A 17,746-nucleotide genomic window follows, 5' to 3' on the forward strand; every position below is an offset into this window, starting at 1 on the left:
AGTTATAAAATTATTGAGCTAAAAATATATAAGAAACAATGGCGCAAAGACCTAAAACGAAAGCGAAAAGATATAATCCGATACTTCCGGTTTGAAGTTTTTTACCCTGAAACGCTAATTCGTTTGCTGCTTTTCCTAATCCAAAAACAACTGCAGATAATCCCGTTTCAATATAGTCTCTAAAGAATCTTGATAATGCATTTACCGGGCGAACAAAAATCGCATCGTAAGCTTCATCTACATAATATTTGTTATACAACACTTTTGTTAAGCCTGTAATGTTTTCGTCTGCTTCAGGAACATTATCTTGTTTAAAGTATTTAACATAAGCAATTAAGATACCTAACAATCCGCCTAATACAGCTACACCCATTAAAGTATATTCTGTTGCGCCTAAATGATGTTCTTCGCCAGCTGCTTTAGTGAAAAGAGGAGCAAGATATTCATTTAACCAGCTGTTTCCAGGTAAACTGATTAATCCGCCAAAAGCTGCTAAAATAGCTAAGATGATAAGCGGAATAGTAATTAATGAACCGCTTTCGTGTAAATGATGTTTTTGCTCTTCAGTTCCTCTAAATTCTTTGAAGAAAGTTAAGAACATTAATCTAAACATATAGAAAGCCGTCATGATTGAAGCTACAGATCCAACAACGTATAATGGAATACTGTAGTGGAAAGCTGTCAATAAAATTTCATCTTTTGAAAAGAATCCAGAGAAAAACGGAACTCCTGAGATTGCCAATGAAGAAATCAGCATAGTCCAGAACGTAATTGGCATTGCTTTACGCAATCCACCCATGTTACGCATATCCTGCTCTCCGTGTAATCCGTGAATTACAGAACCAGAACCTAAGAATAAACAAGCTTTAAAGAAAGCATGTGTGATTACATGGAAAACCGCTACTTCATAAGCTCCAAATCCTAATGCCAAAAACATTAAACCTAATTGAGAAACTGTAGAGTAAGCTAATACTTTTTTGATATCGTTTTGAACTAATCCAATCGTAGCAGCAACCAATGAAGTGATTGCTCCAATAACTGCAATTACAGTTTGTACATCAACAGCTAAATCAAAAACAAAGTTTAATCTTGTTACCATGAAAATACCAGCTGTAACCATCGTTGCAGCGTGAATCAAAGCTGAAACCGGAGTTGGTCCAGCCATCGCATCTGGCAGCCAAGTGTATAATGGAATTTGAGCAGATTTACCACAAGCTCCAATAAACAAACATAAAGCAGCTAAAGAAAGTAATGAAACATCTAAGTTAGCAGCTCCGGCAATTGCTGTTTTTAAAGTTACATAATCTAAAGTTGAGAACATTGAACCGATGATGAACATTCCGATTAAAAGACCTAAATCTCCAATTCTGTTCATGATGAAAGCCTTTTTTGCCGCATCGTTGTAATCCTGGTTTTTATGCCAGAACCCGATTAATAAATAAGAGCAAAGTCCAACACCTTCCCAACCAATAAATAATACTAATAAGTTGCTTCCAATTACAAGGGTGATCATGAAGAAAACGAACAAATTCAGGTAAGAGAAGAATTTGTGCATGTTTTCGTCATCATGCATGTAACTGATAGAGTATAAGTGAATCAAAGATCCAATTCCGGTTACGAACAATAACCAAAGAACAGATAACTGATCTAATAAAAATCCAAGATTGATTTTTAAGTTACTAATCTGAATCCAGTCAAATAAAGTAACTTCAATTCCTTTTCCGGTAGAAGTTATTTGATTAAAAAGTACAAGAGTAACTATAAAAGAAATCGCTACGGCAGCAGTTCCGATAAATCCAGAAACTGTTTTTCCTAAGCTTTTCCCAAAGAAAACATTGATTAAAAATCCTAAAAAAGGAGTTAATACTAAAAGTAAAGCTAAATTGGTATCCATTTTTTATTTATCCTTTTAAGTTTTTTAAATTATCGATACTAATTGAGCCGATGTTTCTGAAAATAGAAACTAAAATCGCTAAACCTACCGCAACTTCGGCAGCGGCAACAGCCATCGAGAAGAATACAAAAACTTGTCCTTGTGCATCCTGATGATAAGTTGAAAAAGCCACAAATAAAAGGTTTACTGCATTCAGCATAATTTCGATAGACATGAAAACGATAATTGAATTTCGTCTGTACAATACACCAAAAACACCAATACAAAAAAGTACAACACTTAAAAAGATGTAATTTTCAATACCTATTTGATTTAATATATTACCCATTACTTATTTAATTTTTCTTTTTTAGACAATAATACAGTTCCAATCATTGCAACTAAAAGTAAGATTGAAGCAAATTCAAACGGCACCATATATTCGTTCAATAATATTTTACCCAATACTTCAATAGACTGGAAATCCTCTCCTGTTGAATCGTAATCACCTACAATAGGTTTAGAGTTGATGAAAATTGCGATTAAAACAATAACAATTAAACAGAAAGATACAATAGCTCCTAAACGTGTAATTCTAGGCCTGTGAACGTCTTTTTGTTCGTTAAGGTTCATCAACATAATCGTAAACAGGAACAAAATCATGATTGCTCCAGAGTAAACTATAATATGTACGACTGCTAAAAATTGAGAATTCAATAATAAATAATGACCAGCAATAGAGAAGAAACAAATCACTAAGTAAATAGCGGAGTGAATAGGGTTTCTGCTAAAAATAGTCAGGAAAGCGGTGATTACCGTAATTAACGCTAAGATACAAAATATCACTCCTACAGGAGTTGCGTTTGCAAGATCTGGAATGTGTATCATTAGTTAGCGTTATTAAGTTGAGTATTTTTAATTGCCATTTCTAAAGGCATCACTAATTTATCTTTTCCAAAAATGAAATCTTCTCTGTCATAATTAGCAGGAACTAATACTTTAGATGTTGTCAAATAGATCGCATCTTTCGGGCATGCTTCTTCACATAAACCGCAGAAAATACAACGAAGCATGTTGATCTCATAGATTTCAGCATATTTTTCTTCTCTGTATAAATGTTTTTCATCTGCTTTACGTTCAGCTGCTTTCATTGTGATAGCTTCTGCAGGGCATGATAAAGCACATAATCCGCAGGCAGTACAGTTCTCACGTCCTTGTTCATCACGTTTCAACATGTGTTGTCCGCGATAAACAGGGCTCATTTCACGAACCTGCTCTGGGTAATGAATGGTAATTTTTTTTCTAAAAAGGTGTTTAAGCGTAATTGCCAAACCTTTTACAATCGCCACAAGATACAATCGCTCAATAAAAGTCATCTCTTTATTAGAGACCACTTTTTTTCTACCCGATAATGATATAGTTTCTATTGACATTTTTACTATTATAATTATGATTCAAAATTTGATGGCTCAAATTCAAATCTATTTTGTTTTTTATTTGAAGCTGATTACAGTTTTTTAGAATCCTAAAGCTGCTGCGATATCGTGTCTTAATATAACTGCACCTGTAATCATAATGTTAATAATCGAAAGCGGAATTAAAATTCTCCAGCCTAAGTTCATTAACTGGTCATATCTAAATCTTGGAATTGTCCAACGCACCCACATGTAGAAAAATATGAAGAAACATATTTTTACAAACAATACCGCGATTCCTAATAAGTTAGCTGTATTTACACCTACATTATCAACCATCCATTGCATTCCAGGATAGTTATATCCTCCAAAGAACAATACAGAAATAATAGTAGAAGAGATAAACATACTCGCATATTCAGCAAATAAATAGAATCCCATTTTCATAGATGAGTATTCTGTATGGTAACCTCCAATTAATTCGTTTTCACATTCAGCTAAGTCAAACGGAGTTCTGTTTGTTTCTGCAAATGAGCAAATTAAGAAAATTAGGAAAGATAATGGCTGATAGAAAACGTTCCAGTTCATTCCGGCTTGCTGCTCAGAAATAACTTTTAAACTCATTGTTCCTGTCATCATTAATAAAGCGATCATAGATAATCCCATTGCAATTTCGTAAGAAACCATTTGAGAAGCCGCACGAACAGCTCCCATTAATGAGAACTTGTTGTTAGAAGCCCATCCACCAATCATGATGCCGTAAACACCTACAGAAAGAACTCCAAAAATGTATAATAAAGCAATGTTAACATCAGTTGCCTGAAGAATAATATCTTTTCCAAAAAGATGAAGTCTGTCTCCCCACGGAATTACAGCACTTGTCATTAAGGCTGTACTCATGGCAATTGCAGGACCTACAACAAATAAAAATCTATTTGGTGTATTTGGAAAAAACTCTTCTTTAGAGAATAATTTCATACCATCGGCAAGCGGTTGTAATAAACCTCCCCATCCGGCACGGTTTGGACCAACACGATCCTGAAGGAAAGCAGCAACTTTACGTTCTGCCCATGTAGAATACATTGCCATAATCATTGTTACCGCAAAAACGACAACAATAACAACACTTTTTTCTATAATAAATGCACTTTCCATTTCTTACTATTTTTTATCTTTATTAGTTAATGGAATTGATGCCATACTAATTTTTTTACGGTCAATATCACGGCCTAAAAGAATGTTCTTTTCAGTATCGATTTGAACTTTCTCTAATTTCTGAGTATAATTATTTTGGTTGATTACAGAATCTTTTTCAAATTCTCTCGGACCTTCAATTACCCAGTCATTCACATCTTTGTGATCAAAACGACAGCTGTTGCAGATAAATTCTTCTACTTCATGGTACTCGTCTTTACGACCAGTTACACGCTGAATTTCTCCTCCAAACATCCATACGGTAGTTTTACCGCAGCATCCAGGAGTTGTACATTCTCTGTGTGCGTTATAAGGTTTGTTAAACCAAACTCTTGATTTAAAACGGAAAGTTTTGTCTGTTAAAGCTCCAACCGGACAAACGTCAATCATGTTTCCAGAAAACTCATTGTCGATTGCTTTAGAAATTCCGGTTGAAATATTAGCGTGGTCTCCACGATCTAATACTCCGTGAACTCGGTTGTCTGTCAATTGATCTGCCACTTGTACACATCTTTGACATAAAATACAACGGTTCATATGCAGTTGAATATTTGGACCAATATCTTCTGGTTCAAATGTTCTTTTTTCTTCAATATAACGTGATTTTGGGTTTCCGTGCTCAAAACTTAAGTTTTGAAGATCACATTCACCAGCCTGATCACAAATAGGACAGTCTAATGGGTGGTTGATTAATAAAAATTCTGTTACAGACTTACGGGCTTCCATAACTCTGGCAGAAGATTTACTATTTACTTCCATTCCGTCCATACATCCTGTTACACAAGATGCCATTAATTTTGGCATTGGTCTTGGATCAGCTTCGCTTCCTTTCGAAACTTCAACTAAACAGCAACGACATTTTCCACCGCTGCCTTTTAATTTTGAGTAATAGCACATGGCTGGCGGCACCAAATCTCCACCAATCATACGTGCAGCCTGCAGGATTGTTGTTCCTGGCTCTACGTCTATACTTTGACCGTCTATCGTTACTTTCATCTCTATATGATTTGAATGTTGAAAGTCGAAATATTGAAAAGAATTGCTGTCCTTTTTAACATTATGAACTTTATAACTTTCTGCTTTTTATTTTTATACGATTACTTTACCGCCTACTAAATGCTTTACTTGTGAAAAAGGTTCAGCAACAAAGTGATCTCTATTTTTGATTTTTTCAGGGAAACGAACGTGATATTCGAACTCATCTCTAAAGTGACGAATCGCAGCAGCTACTGGCCAAGAAGCGGCGTCTCCCAGAGGACAAATTGTGTTTCCTTCAATTTTGCTTTGAATGCTCCACAATAATTCGATATCTTCTTCACGGCCTTGACCGTTTTCGATTCTCCATAAGATTTTTTCTAACCATCCTGTACCTTCTCGGCAAGGTGTACATTGTCCGCAAGATTCGTGGTGGTAGAAACGAGCAAAGTTCCAAGTGTTTCTTACGACACAAGCTGTATCGTTATAAACAATAAATCCTCCAGAACCTAACATAGATCCGGTAGCAAAACCACCATCACTTAAAGATTCGTAAGTCATTAAACGATCTTCTCCGTTTGCTGTTTTGAAAATTAATTCAGCTGGTAAAATTGGCACAGAAGAACCTCCTGGCACAAATGCTTTTAATGGACGGCTTGAAGACATTCCTCCTAAGTATTCATCTGAATTCATGAATTCGTCAACACTTAAACCTAATTCAATTTCGTAAACCCCAGGGTTTTTAATGTGTCCAGAAGCAGAAATTAATTTAGTTCCTGTAGAACGTCCAATACCAATTTTTGCATAATCGTCACCAGAATTGTTTACAATCCAAGGCACCGTTGCAATTGTTTCAACGTTGTTTACCACTGTAGGATTTGCCCAAAGCCCTGAAACCGCTGGGAAAGGTGGTTTAATACGAGGATTTCCTCTTTTACCTTCCAAAGATTCAATAAGTGCAGTTTCTTCTCCGCAGATATAAGCTCCGGCACCACAGTGTACGTGAAGTTCAAGGTCGTAACCTGAACCTAATATATTTTTTCCTAACCAGCCTGCAGCTTTAGCCTCGGCGATTGCTCTTTCTAAAATTTTGAAAACCCACATATATTCTCCACGAATGTAGATATACGAAAGGTTTGCTCCTAAAGCGTAACTAGACGTAATCATTCCCTCGATCAACAAGTGAGGAATGTATTCCATCAAGAATCGGTCTTTAAAAGTTCCCGGTTCAGATTCGTCGGCGTTACAAACTAAGTGTCTTGGTCTTCCTGATTTTTTATCAATAAAACTCCATTTCATTCCGGCAGGGAAACCTGCACCACCACGACCACGTAATCCTGATTTTTTTACTTCTTCAGTAACTTCGTCCGGCGTAAGTGTTTTTAAAGCTTTTTCTACAGAAGCATAACCACCATTTTGGCGATACACTTCGTAAGTTTTAATTCCAGGAACATTGATTTTATCTAATAATATTTTTTGTGACATCTTATTTATCGTGTAATATTATTTTATCATCTCTACAATCAGCAATGATCTGATCGATTTTCTCTTCTGTTAGTTTTTCTTTGTAGAAATCACCCAGCTGCATCATCGGAGCGTATCCGCATGCACCTAAACATTCTACACCAGCAATGGTAAACATTCCGTCTGGAGTAGTTTCACCCATTTTAATGCCTAGTTTTTCAGAAGTATAATCCATTAAATCCTCAGCACCACGTAAGCAGCAACAAGACGTCTGGCAGAATTCAAACATATATTTTCCAATTGGTTTTTGGTTGAACATGGTATAAAAAGTAACCACTTCATAAACCTCAATTGGTTTTATCTGAAGAATTTCGGCAACCTTGTCCTGCAATTCAATGCTGAGCCAGTTGTTATGCGCATCCTGCACTTCGTGCAAAACAGGCAGTAAAGCCGATTTTTGTTTGCCTTCCGGATAATGACTGATCAATTCATTGATGCGTGCGATCAATGCCTCAGTCATGTTTATTTCTTGTTTGTAATGTTTACGTTCCATTTTTATTTTAGATTTTAGATTTAAGATTTTAGATTTTAATCTGTTGTCTTTAAATCCATATTCTGCAATCTGTATTAATTTAGATTTTTGATTTCAGATTTAGATTTGTTAATCTGAAATCTGCATTCTAAAATCTGCAATCTTTATTACGCGTCTAATTCTCCGGCAATTACATTTAAACTTGATAAAATGATAATCGCATCAGAAAGCAATGCTCCTTTAATCATTTCAGGGAATGCCTGATAGTAAATAAAACAAGGTCTTCTGAAATGTAATCTGTATGGAGTTCTGCTTCCGTCAGTAGATAAATAGAAACCAAGTTCTCCATTTCCTCCTTCAACAGCATGGTAAATCTCTGAAACCGGTACAGGAACTTCTCCCATAACGATTTTAAAGTGATAAATTAAAGATTCCATTGAATTATATACATCTTCTTTTGGAGGAAGGTAATAATCCGGAACTTCTGCATGGTATTCGTTTCCGGCAGGCATTTTTTCTAAAGCCTGGCGAATGATGCTTAAACTTTCCCAAACTTCAGCGTTACGGACACAGAAACGATCATAAGTATCACCTGATTTTCCAACAGGAACAATAAAATCAAAATCTTCGTAAGATGAGTAAGGATGTGCTACACGAACGTCGTAATCAACTCCGGCCGCACGTAAGTTTGGACCTGTAAATCCGTAAGCCATTGCTTTTTCAGCAGTAATTCCACCTACGTTTACAGTTCTGTCAAGGAAAATTCTGTTTCTTTCGAATAAGTTTTCGAATTCTTTCCAGGCAGGCGGGAATTCTTCCAGGAATTTGTCTAGTTTTCTGAAAGCTTCTGGAGACCAGTCTCTTTCAAAACCACCAATTCTTCCCATATTTGTAGTCAAACGAGCTCCACAAATTTCTTCGTAGATTTCGTAGATTTTTTCTCTAAATTGAAAAACGTATAAGAAACCTGTATACGCACCAGTATCTACCCCTAAGATCGAGTTACAGATAATGTGGTCTGTAATACGCGCCAGCTCCATAACGATAACTCTTAAATATTGTGCTCTTTTTGGAACTTCAATACCTAATAGTTTTTCTAATGTCATCCACCATCCCATATTATTAATAGGAGAGGAACAATAGTTCATACGGTCTGTAAGAGGTGTAATTTGATAAAAAGGACGATTTTCGGCAATTTTTTCGAAAGCTCTGTGAATGTAACCAATGGTTGGTTCAGCTTCTAGAATTCTTTCACCATCCATCAATAGGATATTTTGAAAAATACCGTGGGTCGCAGGGTGAGTCGGACCTAAATTCAGAACTGAAAGCTCGCTTCCGTCTTCATTGTGTCGCTCCTTAATTATTTTAGCATAACGATGCTCTGGTGGTAGTAATAGTTCTGACATTTTATAATGTTGAATTATTTAGCAATTTGATACTGTTCTTCCGAAGAATCTGTCGTCTTTATCAGTTCTTCCGCTGTCTTCCATTGGGAATTCTTTTCTCATTGGGAAAGACACCATTTCATCCATATTTAAAATACGTTTTAACTGCGGGTGGCCAACGAAATTGATTCCGTAAAAATCATACGTTTCTCTTTCCATCCAGTTTGAACTTAAGAAAATATTTGAAATAGTTTTGATCTCTGGTTTTTCACCGTTTAGGTAAACTTTGATTCTAATACGTTTGTTTTCGAACCAATTGTGTAAATGATATACAACTGCAAACTGACGTTCTGATTCGTTATCAGGATAGTGAATGCCGCATAAATCTGTTAAAAAGTGAAATTGCAGTTCAGAATCGTTTTTTAAGAATAGAATCAATGCTGTAATTTTATCAGCAGAAGCTTCTAAAGTAAAAATATCTCTTTCTTCGTGAAAGTTGAAAACATCATTATTAAATGTTTCCGTAAGTTTATTTTGAATCTGGGTGTTTTCTAAAGCCATCTTATGAAATGTTATAGGAAGCTAATAATTCCTGGTATTCTGGTGAGCTTCTGCGTCTAACAGATTCGCTTTTTACCAATTCTTGCAGTCTCATTACACCGTCAACAATCTGCTCTGGTCTAGGAGGGCATCCTGGAACGTAAACGTCAACCGGAATAACTTTATCAATTCCTTGTAAAACTGAGTAAGTGTCGAAAACACCACCTGAAGAAGCGCAAGCTCCTACAGCAATTACCCAGCGCGGCTCAGACATTTGTTCGTAAACTTGTCTTAAAATTGGTGCCATTTTTTTAGAAATGGTTCCCATTACCAGCAACATGTCTGCCTGACGAGGAGAGAAACTCACACGTTCAGAACCAAATCGTGCTAAATCGTAGTGTGCTGCCATTGTTGCCATAAACTCAATTCCGCAGCAAGAAGTTGCAAATGGTAAAGGCCAAAGAGAATTCGCGCGTGCCAAACCTACAACATCATTAAGTTTTGTAGCGAAGAATCCTTCACCAGTAAGACCTTCTGGAGGAGACACCATATTTACTTTTGAATCGCTCATTTTATTTTAGATTTCTGATTTTAAATTTTAGATTTTTTTAAAATCGTAAAAAGTAAAATCAATTTTTTTAAATCAGTTTTATTTGGTGAGATTAAATTTTAATTCCGGATTTAATCTAAAATCAGAAATCTAAAATTTAAAATCGAATTTATTCCCACTCTAATGCTTTCTTTTTGATAATGTAAAAGAAACCAACAAGAAGAAGTGACATAAAAACAATCATTTTCAACATTCCTTCTATACCAAGATCTTTAAAGTTTACTGCCCATGGGTAAAGGAAAATAACCTCTACATCAAACAACACAAATAAGATTGCAACAAGGAAATATTTTACAGAAAAAGGAATACGGGCATTACCAACAGATTCGATACCGCACTCGAAGTTTTTATCTTTAACTTCAGAGTTTCTTTTTGGGCCTAATTTTCCAGAAATAATGATTGTTCCTACCACAAAACCAACAGCAAGAATTAACTGCATTAAGATAGGAATGTAACTGTATTGATCAGATTGCATAAGCTTAACTTTTTTACTTAAAGAATAAGCCACAAAGATAACTTTCAACGATGTAAATCACAAACTAAAGGAGGATATAAGTAGGCTATGAAACCGCGTTTATATGTAATTTTTATTGATTATAAATAACATTCGGTTTTTTTAATATTTTTTTAAGAAATGGGCAAAAAAAAACGCCCCGATACTTCGGGACGTTTTTAAAACCATTCAGAGGCAAAAAAAATAAATTGCTATATTTTTCTTAGATTACTGCTACTTTAGCAGCAACTTTCCCTTTTCTTCCTTCTTCTTCTTCATAGCTTACACGGTCTCCTTCGCGTAATTCTTCCGCGTTAATTCCTGAAGCGTGAACGAAGATGTCCTTTCCTGTTTCTTCGTCTGTAATGAATCCATAACCTTTAGATTCATTGAAAAATTTTACTGTACCTGTACGCATTGTAATTGTAATAATAATTTATAATAAAACAAATGTAATATTTAAATTCATACAAAAGACATATACCTGTTAAAATTTTGTAAAAATTATTGATTTACAGTGTTTTTACGTGGTTTATTGCGTCAATTTGTTTATAAAACACCAATATTTGAGAATCATTAATTGTAAGAATATAAAAAAAGGCAAATTGTAGGAATTTGATAAAACCAAAAACGAATGTTCTAGGATTATTTTTACAGTTTTAAACAAAACAGAAAAGCGGCTGATGTTTTCAGCCGCTTTTTTGTATCTAAACTCTACAATATTTATATAGAATCAATTTTAATGTGTAATTCTTTCAATTGAGCATCGTCGATTGCAGCTGGTGCATCAATCATTACATCACGTCCGGAATTGTTTTTAGGGAAGGCAATAAAATCTCTAATAGTTTCCTGACCTCCTAAAATAGCAACTAATCTATCTAAACCAAATGCTAAACCGCCATGAGGCGGTGCTCCAAACTGAAATGCATCCATTAAGAAACCAAATTGCGCTTTTGCTTCTTCTTCGGTAAATCCTAAATATTTGAACATTAATTGCTGCGTTGCTTTATCGTGAATACGAATAGAACCACCGCCAATTTCGTTTCCGTTTAAAACCATATCGTAAGCGTTTGCACGAACTTTTCCTGGTTCTGTTTCTAGCAATGCCATATCTTCTGGCTTTGGAGAAGTAAACGGGTGGTGCATTGCGTGGTAACGGCCGCTTTCTTCGTCAAGTTCTAATAATGGGAAATCTACAACCCATAATGGAGCAAATTCTTCAGGATTACGTAATCCTAAACGAGTTGCCAATTCCATGCGAAGTGCAGATAATTGAGCACGAGTTTTGTTTGCCGGACCAGAAAGTACAAAAATCATGTCGCCGGGATTTGCTTCTGTTACTTTTGCCCATTTTGCTAAATCATCATTATCGTAGAATTTATCTACAGATGATTTGTATGTTCCGTCTTCGTTGCATTTTACATAAACCATTCCAGATGCGCCAACTTGAGGACGTTTTACCCAGTCAATTAATCCGTCGATTTCTTTACGAGTATAATTTCCTGCTCCCGGAACAGCAATTCCGACAACTAATTCAGCTGCATTGAAAACAGGGAATTCTTTATGCTGTGAAAATTCGTTTAACTCACCAAACTTCATCCCAAAACGAATGTCCGGTTTGTCATTTCCGTATGTTTTCATAGCATAGTCGTAAGTAATTCTTGGAAATTTATCTACTTCAATGCCTTTAATTTCTTTTAATAAATGTCTTGTCAAACCTTCAAAAACATTCAAAATGTCTTCTTGCTCCACAAATGCCATTTCGCAGTCGATCTGAGTAAACTCAGGCTGACGGTCTGCACGCAAATCTTCGTCACGGAAACATTTCACGATTTGGAAATATTTATCCATACCACCCACCATCAAAAGCTGTTTGAAAGTTTGCGGCGATTGCGGTAATGCATAAAATTGTCCTTCGTTCATACGGCTTGGTACGACGAAATCTCTTGCTCCTTCTGGAGTTGATTTGATTAAATAAGGTGTTTCAACTTCGCAGAAATCTAAATCAGAAAGATATTTACGAACTTCCATTGCCACTTTGTGACGGAACAATAAACTGTTTTTTACAGGATTTCTACGAATATCCAAATAACGGTATTTCATTCTGATATCTTCACCTCCGTCAGTTTCATCTTCAATTGTAAATGGAGGAGTTAAAGCAGTGTTTAGAATCGTTAATTCAGAAACTAAAATTTCGATTTCACCAGTCGGGATGTTTTTGTTTTTAGCTTCACGCTCAATGACAGTTCCTTTTACCTGAATTACAAATTCACGTCCAAGTGTTTTTGCTAATTCAAAAACAGTTTTATCAGTACGACTTTCGTCGAAAATAAGTTGTGTAATTCCATAACGGTCGCGTAAATCGACCCAATTCATAAATCCTTTATCACGTGATTTTTGAACCCAGCCCGCAAGTGTAACTTCGGTATTAATATTTGAAGCGTTTAATTCGCCGCAATTATGACTTCTATACATAATCTCAATTTTAGACTGCAAAAGTAAATACAAAATTCAAGATAATATAGTAAAGAGGTAAACTTGATACGTATAATTTTAAATATTTTGTTAATTCTGAAATTTCGAAGCTGTTATTTCTTTAGATTTGAATCACTAAAAACAAACTTTAAATAGTATGAAAAAACTTTTTGTTACGGGTCTGTTGATTTTTAGTGCTTTGAATGTTATAGGTCAAGCCAAAAATCAAATAAAATTTACAGCTAAAATCGATAATAGAAACAGCGATACTTTAGTTATTAAAGGAAGAAATAATTTTAAACAAGTTATTCCAATTGACAAAAAGGGAATTTTTGCTGCAACTTTTGAAGCTCCAAAAGGATTCTATATGTTTTCTGACGGAACTGAATCTTCAAACATTTACTTAAAACCAGATTCTGAAGTTAATTTGACCATGAATGCCAAAGAATTTGATGAAACAATTGTTTATAAAGGTAAAGGTGTAAACGAAAGTAATTTCCTTGCGCAGCAATCTTTAAAAGATGAAAAATTTCAAAATGAAGCATTTGCTAAAGAAGCAGCTGAATTTACATCGCTTTTAGAAAACAAGAAAAAAACTGATTTTGAGAATCTGGAAAAAAGTGATCTTGATCCGGAATTTAAAACTGCTTTAAAAATGAGTTTTGAAAGTTTTAATCAATATGCAGTTCAGGAATATGAAAGAACTGCAAATGCAAGAAAAATGGTTGGAAAACCTTCTCCTCAATTTGATTACGAAAATTTTAAAGGAGGAAAAACTAAACTTTCAGATCTAAAAGGAAAATACGTTTACATTGATCTTTGGGCAACCTGGTGCGCACCTTGCAGAGCTGAGATTCCATATTTGCAAAAAATTGAAGAAAAGTATCACGGAAAAAACATCGAGTTCGTGAGTATTTCTATTGATAAAGCAAAAGACAATGAAAAATGGAAAAAGTTTGTGACTGATAAAAAGTTAGGCGGCGTTCAGTTATTTGCTGATAAAGACTGGGAATCTGAATTTGTAGTCAATTATGGTGTAATGGGAATTCCAAGATTTATTCTTTTAGATCCAAATGGAAACATTGTGAGTTCTGATGCCACAAGGCCCTCTGATCCAAAGCTTCAGGATCAGTTAAATACTTTATTGAACTAATTTATTTACGAAATTTATAACGTTATCGTAATTTTAGTTTTTAGCTAAAATACCAGTAAAACCAGTGCCTGAGCGCTGGTTTTTTTGTTTTTGGGAAATTTCCAATGTTAAGTTTTTATTCAATGTTACCAAATTGTTAAGTAAAAGTTTTTTTAATGTAAACAATTAACTATATTTGATAATGATTTCTTAACATTAATACCTAAAGATATGAAAAAGAGTGTAATTTTAGCAGCAGTATTGTTCTCTGGAATATTAGCTGCACAAGAAGTAAAACCTGAATTAGAAGCTGTTGGAAACAAAGTAAAAGCTACCTATTATTATGATAATGGTAAAGTACAACAAGAAGGCTTTTTTAAGGATGGTAAATTAGATGGTGTATGGGTATCTTATGACGAAAAAGGAAATAAAAAAGCTGTTGGAGAATACACAGAAGGAGTGAAAACCGGAAAATGGATTTACTTTAATGAAAACAATTTAAGTGAAGTTGCTTATGTAGATAACAAAGTAAGTTCAGTTAAAAATTTGCAGAAAAATGCTTTAGCAAACAGAAATTAATAAATTTCGACAATTATAAAGAAACCGCTTTTATTAAGGCGGTTTTTTTATTTCTTGTTTTTAGATTTTTTTCTTCTTCCAAACCAAATTACAAAACCGGTTACAGGTAAAGCCGAAGCAATTAAACTTACTGTAAATGCAATTATTTTTCCGGGCAGATCTAAAATTTGTCCTGTGTGAATTCCGTAATTCATTTCGACAACCTGTAAACCGAGAGTTTTTGAATGATACGGATCGTTTTTAATTAATTTTCCATCGTTGGGATGAAAATAATAATTGCTTTGATGATCGTAACGCAATGTATGCGGATATGCTCCAGTACTTATAATATCGCCTTTTTGCTGCGGAATCATTACAAAGAACATTTCGGCTTTTGGCTGTAATTTCATGGTTTGAATAAAAGCACGATCGACTGCGGTAATCGAGTTTGATTCGAATTTTGTTGTGTCAATAACAGGTGTTTTTGTTTCTGCGGCTTTATCTCCTCCAAAATTGAAAGTTTTGTAAATACTGTCGCCAACCCATTCGTAAGTAAAAGTTAAACCTGTTATGGCAAGAATAAGCGCAATAAGCGCAATATAAAATCCTGACGTGTTATGCCAGTCGTAATTTACACGACGCCATTTTGCGGACCATTTTACGCTGAAACTCCTTTTAATGTCACTTTTTCGTTTTGGCCACCATTGAATTATTCCCGAAATCAGTAAAAGAATAAAAATGATAGTAGCTCCGCCAATAATATGTTTTCCTATATAATCCGGCAGAAGCAAATACAGGTGAATATATTCGACAATAATGAAAAAGTCAGTTTCGGGATTTTCTGTTTTTAAATATTGACCGGAATAAGGATTAAAGTACAGATATAAATTCTCAGTATCAGAATAGGTGTAAACAATAGCCGAACGGTTTTTTCCGTAATACGCCGTCATGCTTATTTTATTCTTTGGAACAATTTCTTTTGCCTTTTCCTGCAAAACCGAAGGCATTAAAAAAGGTTTGTTCTGAGGTTCAACCAAACGCCATTCTTTTCGGGTAATGTCTTTTATTTCATCATGAAAGCAAAAGATACAACCCGTAATACAGACTATAAAAACAATAAGCCCGGAAATTAATCCGAGCCATTTATGCAGAAAACGTATTTGCGTTTTGAATCCCATTTTTTGATTAAAGCCGTAAAAGTATAAGCAAAATCAATAGAGGGCAAATTATTTAAGCTAATTTTTCGCGGCTTCTTTTTTAGGCTTTAAATGATAAGCTGTATAAAGTGTTATTGAAGCCAAAACAATCCAGAAAACATCAATAAAGAAAATCTGAATTTTATTTTCCATAAATGAAGTCCAGAACCATTGTCCAGAAACAATTCCGTTTGTAATTGGAATTAAAAAACCTAAAATACTTCCTGATATTAAGCAGAATCTATTTGTAAATGCATCATTCTTTTTGATGATAAAGAATATTGCAAGCAATAACCATCCGCCAAAATATAAACGGAATAAGTTAGACTGGCTTAAAGGATAAAATATTTTTGAACCAATAAATGCTAAAGCGGTAATAGGGTACATACTTAGGCAGATAGCCAGATAAATGCGAACAACAGCTGCGTTGAAACGTCTTTTCTTTTCAGGCAGATTATTTTTTTGTCTTGCTACTAACCAAATCATTACTCCTGAAATGATGACAAAACAAGTTATAATTCCTAAAACGAAACTCACAATTTTTAAGGCATAACCGCCATAGTCGCCAAAATGTATTCTGTATAAAACATTTTTCACAACATCAAGATAGCCGTTTTGGGTAATTGGATTTTTTCGGGCAATTTCCTTTCCGTCAGAAACGCGGTAAACGATTTTTCCAATTCCGGTAAATTTTTTATGGCTCGGCAATTCTCCTTCTACTAAAACGTGCATATTGACATCGCCATAGTTTTGAATAACAACACGTGTAATTTCAAAATCTGCCCAATTGCTTTTGGCTTTGTTAATCAATTGTTCTACATCGAATGGATTGGCTAATTTTTTGTATTCAAATTTATAATCGGTATCTGTGTATTCTAATTCTTTATAAAGTTTATCCTGATCGCCTTTGTATAATGCCATTACAGCCGGGGCAACGATTAAAAGTTTAATCATAAAGAAAGCTCCGGTTACGGCATAAACAAACTGAAACGGAAGTCCTATCATTCCCAGCGCAGTATGAGCATCTGTCCATAATGTTTTTAGTTTTTCCTTTGGACGGAAAACATAAAAATTAGACACGATTTTTTTCCAGTGCAATAAAAGTCCGGTTACAATAGCAAACAAGAAGAATAAGGCGGTAAATCCGGAAAGGTAATAGCCAACCGGATAAGGAATTTGTGCCAGAAAGTGTAAACGGTATAAAAGTTCTCCTAAAGAATAAGATTCTTCGTAAGTATAGGATTTAAAGTTTTTGTTGTCTAAATAAAAGAATGATCCTTCTTTTTGTTTGGCGGGGGCCAAAGTATCTCTGGAGCCTTCCATGTAAACCGCAACTCTATTTTCTATAGATGGTTTTGATATAGTTATCTTTCTCCCGTGTAAAACGTATTTTTTATCAAGATTTTCTAAAGCTTTATTGTAATCTAATTTAATTTCTCTGGTAACTGCAGTCGATTCACTTCTTTCCCAATTGATGATTTCGTCTCTAAAAAAAGAAAAAGATCCTGCAAAGAAAATTACAAAAAGCACAACGCTGATCACAATACCGCTGACAGTATGTGTGTGAAAATAGATATTATAATGACGGTTATTCATAAGGATTACGCAGTAGTGTTATAAGTTTGGCCAAGGTAAATAAGAAGCGAAAAAACTAAGCTGAGCAAAATATAAATGCCCCAGATTTTCCAGCCGCTTTTTGCCAAAAATGCAAAAACCATTAATACAACCCAAAGTATAAATCCAGTAAAGGCTGTTGTCATTAGTACTTCGGGACGGTTAAACCATGAAGCTAAAGCAAGATGAAAAGTTACTGAAACGAAGTATCCGCCTAATATTGCTGCTGTAATTTTAGAAAAACGAGGCCAAAAAGATGGGTTTAAATATTTTGGATTTGCTGGCATTGG

19 protein-coding genes are annotated in these 17,746 nt (G+C 34.7%); 2 read left to right on the top strand and 17 right to left on the bottom strand.

From position 1 onward, the window contains the following. Positions 1-10: 10 nt before the first annotated feature. From nuoL to aspS, 14 genes are all read right to left on the bottom strand, one after another. The gene (gene nuoL / locus ACTJIW_RS04190) at positions 11-1,894 is read right to left on the bottom strand and encodes an NADH-quinone oxidoreductase subunit L (protein WP_440714683.1); all 1,884 of its coding nucleotides are present in this window, start codon (positions 1,892-1,894) and stop codon (positions 11-13) included. Between the two features lie 7 nt (positions 1,895-1,901). Next, entirely contained in the window at positions 1,902-2,222 is a 321-nt protein-coding gene (nuoK, locus tag ACTJIW_RS04195; protein WP_012023318.1) for an NADH-quinone oxidoreductase subunit NuoK, read from the bottom strand. Further along, a complete protein-coding gene (locus ACTJIW_RS04200) occupies positions 2,222-2,761 on the bottom strand; it encodes an NADH-quinone oxidoreductase subunit J family protein (protein WP_012023319.1) in 540 nt (179 codons plus the stop codon). Before ACTJIW_RS04200 ends, nuoK begins: the two co-directional genes overlap by 1 nt. Next, on the bottom strand, positions 2,761-3,306 hold the full coding sequence (locus ACTJIW_RS04205; protein WP_012023320.1) for a NuoI/complex I 23 kDa subunit family protein: 546 nt from the start codon (positions 3,304-3,306) through the stop codon (positions 2,761-2,763). Before ACTJIW_RS04205 ends, ACTJIW_RS04200 begins: the two co-directional genes overlap by 1 nt. Positions 3,307-3,390: 84 nt before the next feature. Then, entirely contained in the window at positions 3,391-4,443 is a 1,053-nt protein-coding gene (gene nuoH, locus ACTJIW_RS04210) for an NADH-quinone oxidoreductase subunit NuoH (protein WP_012023321.1), read from the bottom strand. A 6-nt stretch (positions 4,444-4,449) separates the two neighbouring features. After that, entirely contained in the window at positions 4,450-5,478 is a 1,029-nt protein-coding gene (locus tag ACTJIW_RS04215) for a 2Fe-2S iron-sulfur cluster-binding protein (protein ID WP_012023322.1), read from the bottom strand. A 93-nt stretch (positions 5,479-5,571) separates the two neighbouring features. After that, on the bottom strand, positions 5,572-6,942 hold the full coding sequence (gene nuoF / locus ACTJIW_RS04220; RefSeq protein WP_012023323.1) for an NADH-quinone oxidoreductase subunit NuoF: 1,371 nt from the start codon (positions 6,940-6,942) through the stop codon (positions 5,572-5,574). Between the two features lies 1 nt (position 6,943). Next, positions 6,944-7,474, bottom strand: coding sequence for a complex I 24 kDa subunit family protein (locus tag ACTJIW_RS04225; protein WP_012023324.1), 531 nt, complete (start codon positions 7,472-7,474; stop codon positions 6,944-6,946). 146 nt (positions 7,475-7,620) lie between these two features. Then, a complete protein-coding gene (locus ACTJIW_RS04230) occupies positions 7,621-8,859 on the bottom strand; it encodes an NADH-quinone oxidoreductase subunit D (RefSeq protein WP_073408169.1) in 1,239 nt (412 codons plus the stop codon). A gap of 18 nt (positions 8,860-8,877) precedes the next feature. After that, positions 8,878-9,399: an NADH-quinone oxidoreductase subunit C gene (locus ACTJIW_RS04235; protein ID WP_012023326.1), complete on the bottom strand. Its 522-nt coding sequence runs from the start codon at positions 9,397-9,399 to the stop codon at positions 8,878-8,880. A gap of 1 nt (position 9,400) precedes the next feature. Continuing rightward, entirely contained in the window at positions 9,401-9,949 is a 549-nt protein-coding gene (locus ACTJIW_RS04240; protein ID WP_012023327.1) for an NADH-quinone oxidoreductase subunit B, read from the bottom strand. Positions 9,950-10,097: 148 nt separating this feature from the next. Further along, the gene (locus ACTJIW_RS04245; protein WP_012023328.1) at positions 10,098-10,463 is read right to left on the bottom strand and encodes an NADH-quinone oxidoreductase subunit A; all 366 of its coding nucleotides are present in this window, start codon (positions 10,461-10,463) and stop codon (positions 10,098-10,100) included. A gap of 241 nt (positions 10,464-10,704) precedes the next feature. After that, positions 10,705-10,899, bottom strand: a complete 195-nt coding sequence (locus tag ACTJIW_RS04250; RefSeq protein ID WP_007137066.1) for a cold-shock protein — start codon at positions 10,897-10,899, stop codon at positions 10,705-10,707. Between the two features lie 305 nt (positions 10,900-11,204). Then, positions 11,205-12,956, bottom strand: coding sequence for an aspartate--tRNA ligase (gene aspS, locus ACTJIW_RS04255; RefSeq protein ID WP_440714682.1), 1,752 nt, complete (start codon positions 12,954-12,956; stop codon positions 11,205-11,207). Between the two features lie 157 nt (positions 12,957-13,113). Between aspS and ACTJIW_RS04260 the strand changes: the two genes are divergently transcribed. After that, entirely contained in the window at positions 13,114-14,109 is a 996-nt protein-coding gene (locus ACTJIW_RS04260) for a TlpA family protein disulfide reductase (protein ID WP_012023330.1), read from the top strand. Positions 14,110-14,319: 210 nt separating this feature from the next. After that, positions 14,320-14,667 (top strand): toxin-antitoxin system YwqK family antitoxin, encoded by a 348-nt coding sequence (locus tag ACTJIW_RS04265; protein WP_012023331.1) that lies wholly within the window; start codon positions 14,320-14,322, stop codon positions 14,665-14,667. A 47-nt stretch (positions 14,668-14,714) separates the two neighbouring features. Here the strand turns inward: ACTJIW_RS04265 and ACTJIW_RS04270 are convergent, their stop codons facing one another. The 3 genes from ACTJIW_RS04270 to ACTJIW_RS04280 are packed head-to-tail and all read right to left on the bottom strand — an operon-like array spanning position 14,715 to position 17,743. Continuing rightward, a complete protein-coding gene (locus ACTJIW_RS04270) occupies positions 14,715-15,824 on the bottom strand; it encodes a PepSY-associated TM helix domain-containing protein (protein WP_440714681.1) in 1,110 nt (369 codons plus the stop codon). Between the two features lie 57 nt (positions 15,825-15,881). Next, positions 15,882-17,438, bottom strand: coding sequence for a PepSY-associated TM helix domain-containing protein (locus ACTJIW_RS04275; protein ID WP_440714680.1), 1,557 nt, complete (start codon positions 17,436-17,438; stop codon positions 15,882-15,884). Positions 17,439-17,443: 5 nt separating this feature from the next. Beyond that, positions 17,444-17,743, bottom strand: coding sequence for a hypothetical protein (locus tag ACTJIW_RS04280; protein WP_440714679.1), 300 nt, complete (start codon positions 17,741-17,743; stop codon positions 17,444-17,446). Between the last annotated feature and the right edge of the window lie 3 nt (positions 17,744-17,746).

Origin of the sequence: Flavobacterium sp. 22659 (assembly GCF_052044235.1) — a bacterium.
In the GTDB taxonomy this organism is placed as follows: Bacteria; Bacteroidota; Bacteroidia; order Flavobacteriales; family Flavobacteriaceae; genus Flavobacterium; species Flavobacterium johnsoniae.

Coding starts and splice junctions, on each gene's coding strand:
- nuoL (WP_440714683.1), bottom strand. CDS start 1,894: ATGGATACCAATTTAGCTTTACTTTTAGTATTAACTCCTTTTTTAGGA.
- nuoK (WP_012023318.1), bottom strand. CDS start 2,222: ATGGGTAATATATTAAATCAAATAGGTATTGAAAATTACATCTTTTTA.
- ACTJIW_RS04200 (WP_012023319.1), bottom strand. CDS start 2,761: ATGATACACATTCCAGATCTTGCAAACGCAACTCCTGTAGGAGTGATA.
- ACTJIW_RS04205 (WP_012023320.1), bottom strand. CDS start 3,306: ATGTCAATAGAAACTATATCATTATCGGGTAGAAAAAAAGTGGTCTCT.
- nuoH (WP_012023321.1), bottom strand. CDS start 4,443: ATGGAAAGTGCATTTATTATAGAAAAAAGTGTTGTTATTGTTGTCGTT.
- ACTJIW_RS04215 (WP_012023322.1), bottom strand. CDS start 5,478: ATGAAAGTAACGATAGACGGTCAAAGTATAGACGTAGAGCCAGGAACA.
- nuoF (WP_012023323.1), bottom strand. CDS start 6,942: ATGTCACAAAAAATATTATTAGATAAAATCAATGTTCCTGGAATTAAA.
- ACTJIW_RS04225 (WP_012023324.1), bottom strand. CDS start 7,474: ATGGAACGTAAACATTACAAACAAGAAATAAACATGACTGAGGCATTG.
- ACTJIW_RS04230 (WP_073408169.1), bottom strand. CDS start 8,859: ATGTCAGAACTATTACTACCACCAGAGCATCGTTATGCTAAAATAATT.
- ACTJIW_RS04235 (WP_012023326.1), bottom strand. CDS start 9,399: ATGGCTTTAGAAAACACCCAGATTCAAAATAAACTTACGGAAACATTT.
- ACTJIW_RS04240 (WP_012023327.1), bottom strand. CDS start 9,949: ATGAGCGATTCAAAAGTAAATATGGTGTCTCCTCCAGAAGGTCTTACT.
- ACTJIW_RS04245 (WP_012023328.1), bottom strand. CDS start 10,463: ATGCAATCTGATCAATACAGTTACATTCCTATCTTAATGCAGTTAATT.
- ACTJIW_RS04250 (WP_007137066.1), bottom strand. CDS start 10,899: ATGCGTACAGGTACAGTAAAATTTTTCAATGAATCTAAAGGTTATGGA.
- aspS (WP_440714682.1), bottom strand. CDS start 12,956: ATGTATAGAAGTCATAATTGCGGCGAATTAAACGCTTCAAATATTAAT.
- ACTJIW_RS04260 (WP_012023330.1), top strand. CDS start 13,114: ATGAAAAAACTTTTTGTTACGGGTCTGTTGATTTTTAGTGCTTTGAAT.
- ACTJIW_RS04265 (WP_012023331.1), top strand. CDS start 14,320: ATGAAAAAGAGTGTAATTTTAGCAGCAGTATTGTTCTCTGGAATATTA.
- ACTJIW_RS04270 (WP_440714681.1), bottom strand. CDS start 15,824: ATGGGATTCAAAACGCAAATACGTTTTCTGCATAAATGGCTCGGATTA.
- ACTJIW_RS04275 (WP_440714680.1), bottom strand. CDS start 17,438: ATGAATAACCGTCATTATAATATCTATTTTCACACACATACTGTCAGC.
- ACTJIW_RS04280 (WP_440714679.1), bottom strand. CDS start 17,743: ATGCCAGCAAATCCAAAATATTTAAACCCATCTTTTTGGCCTCGTTTT.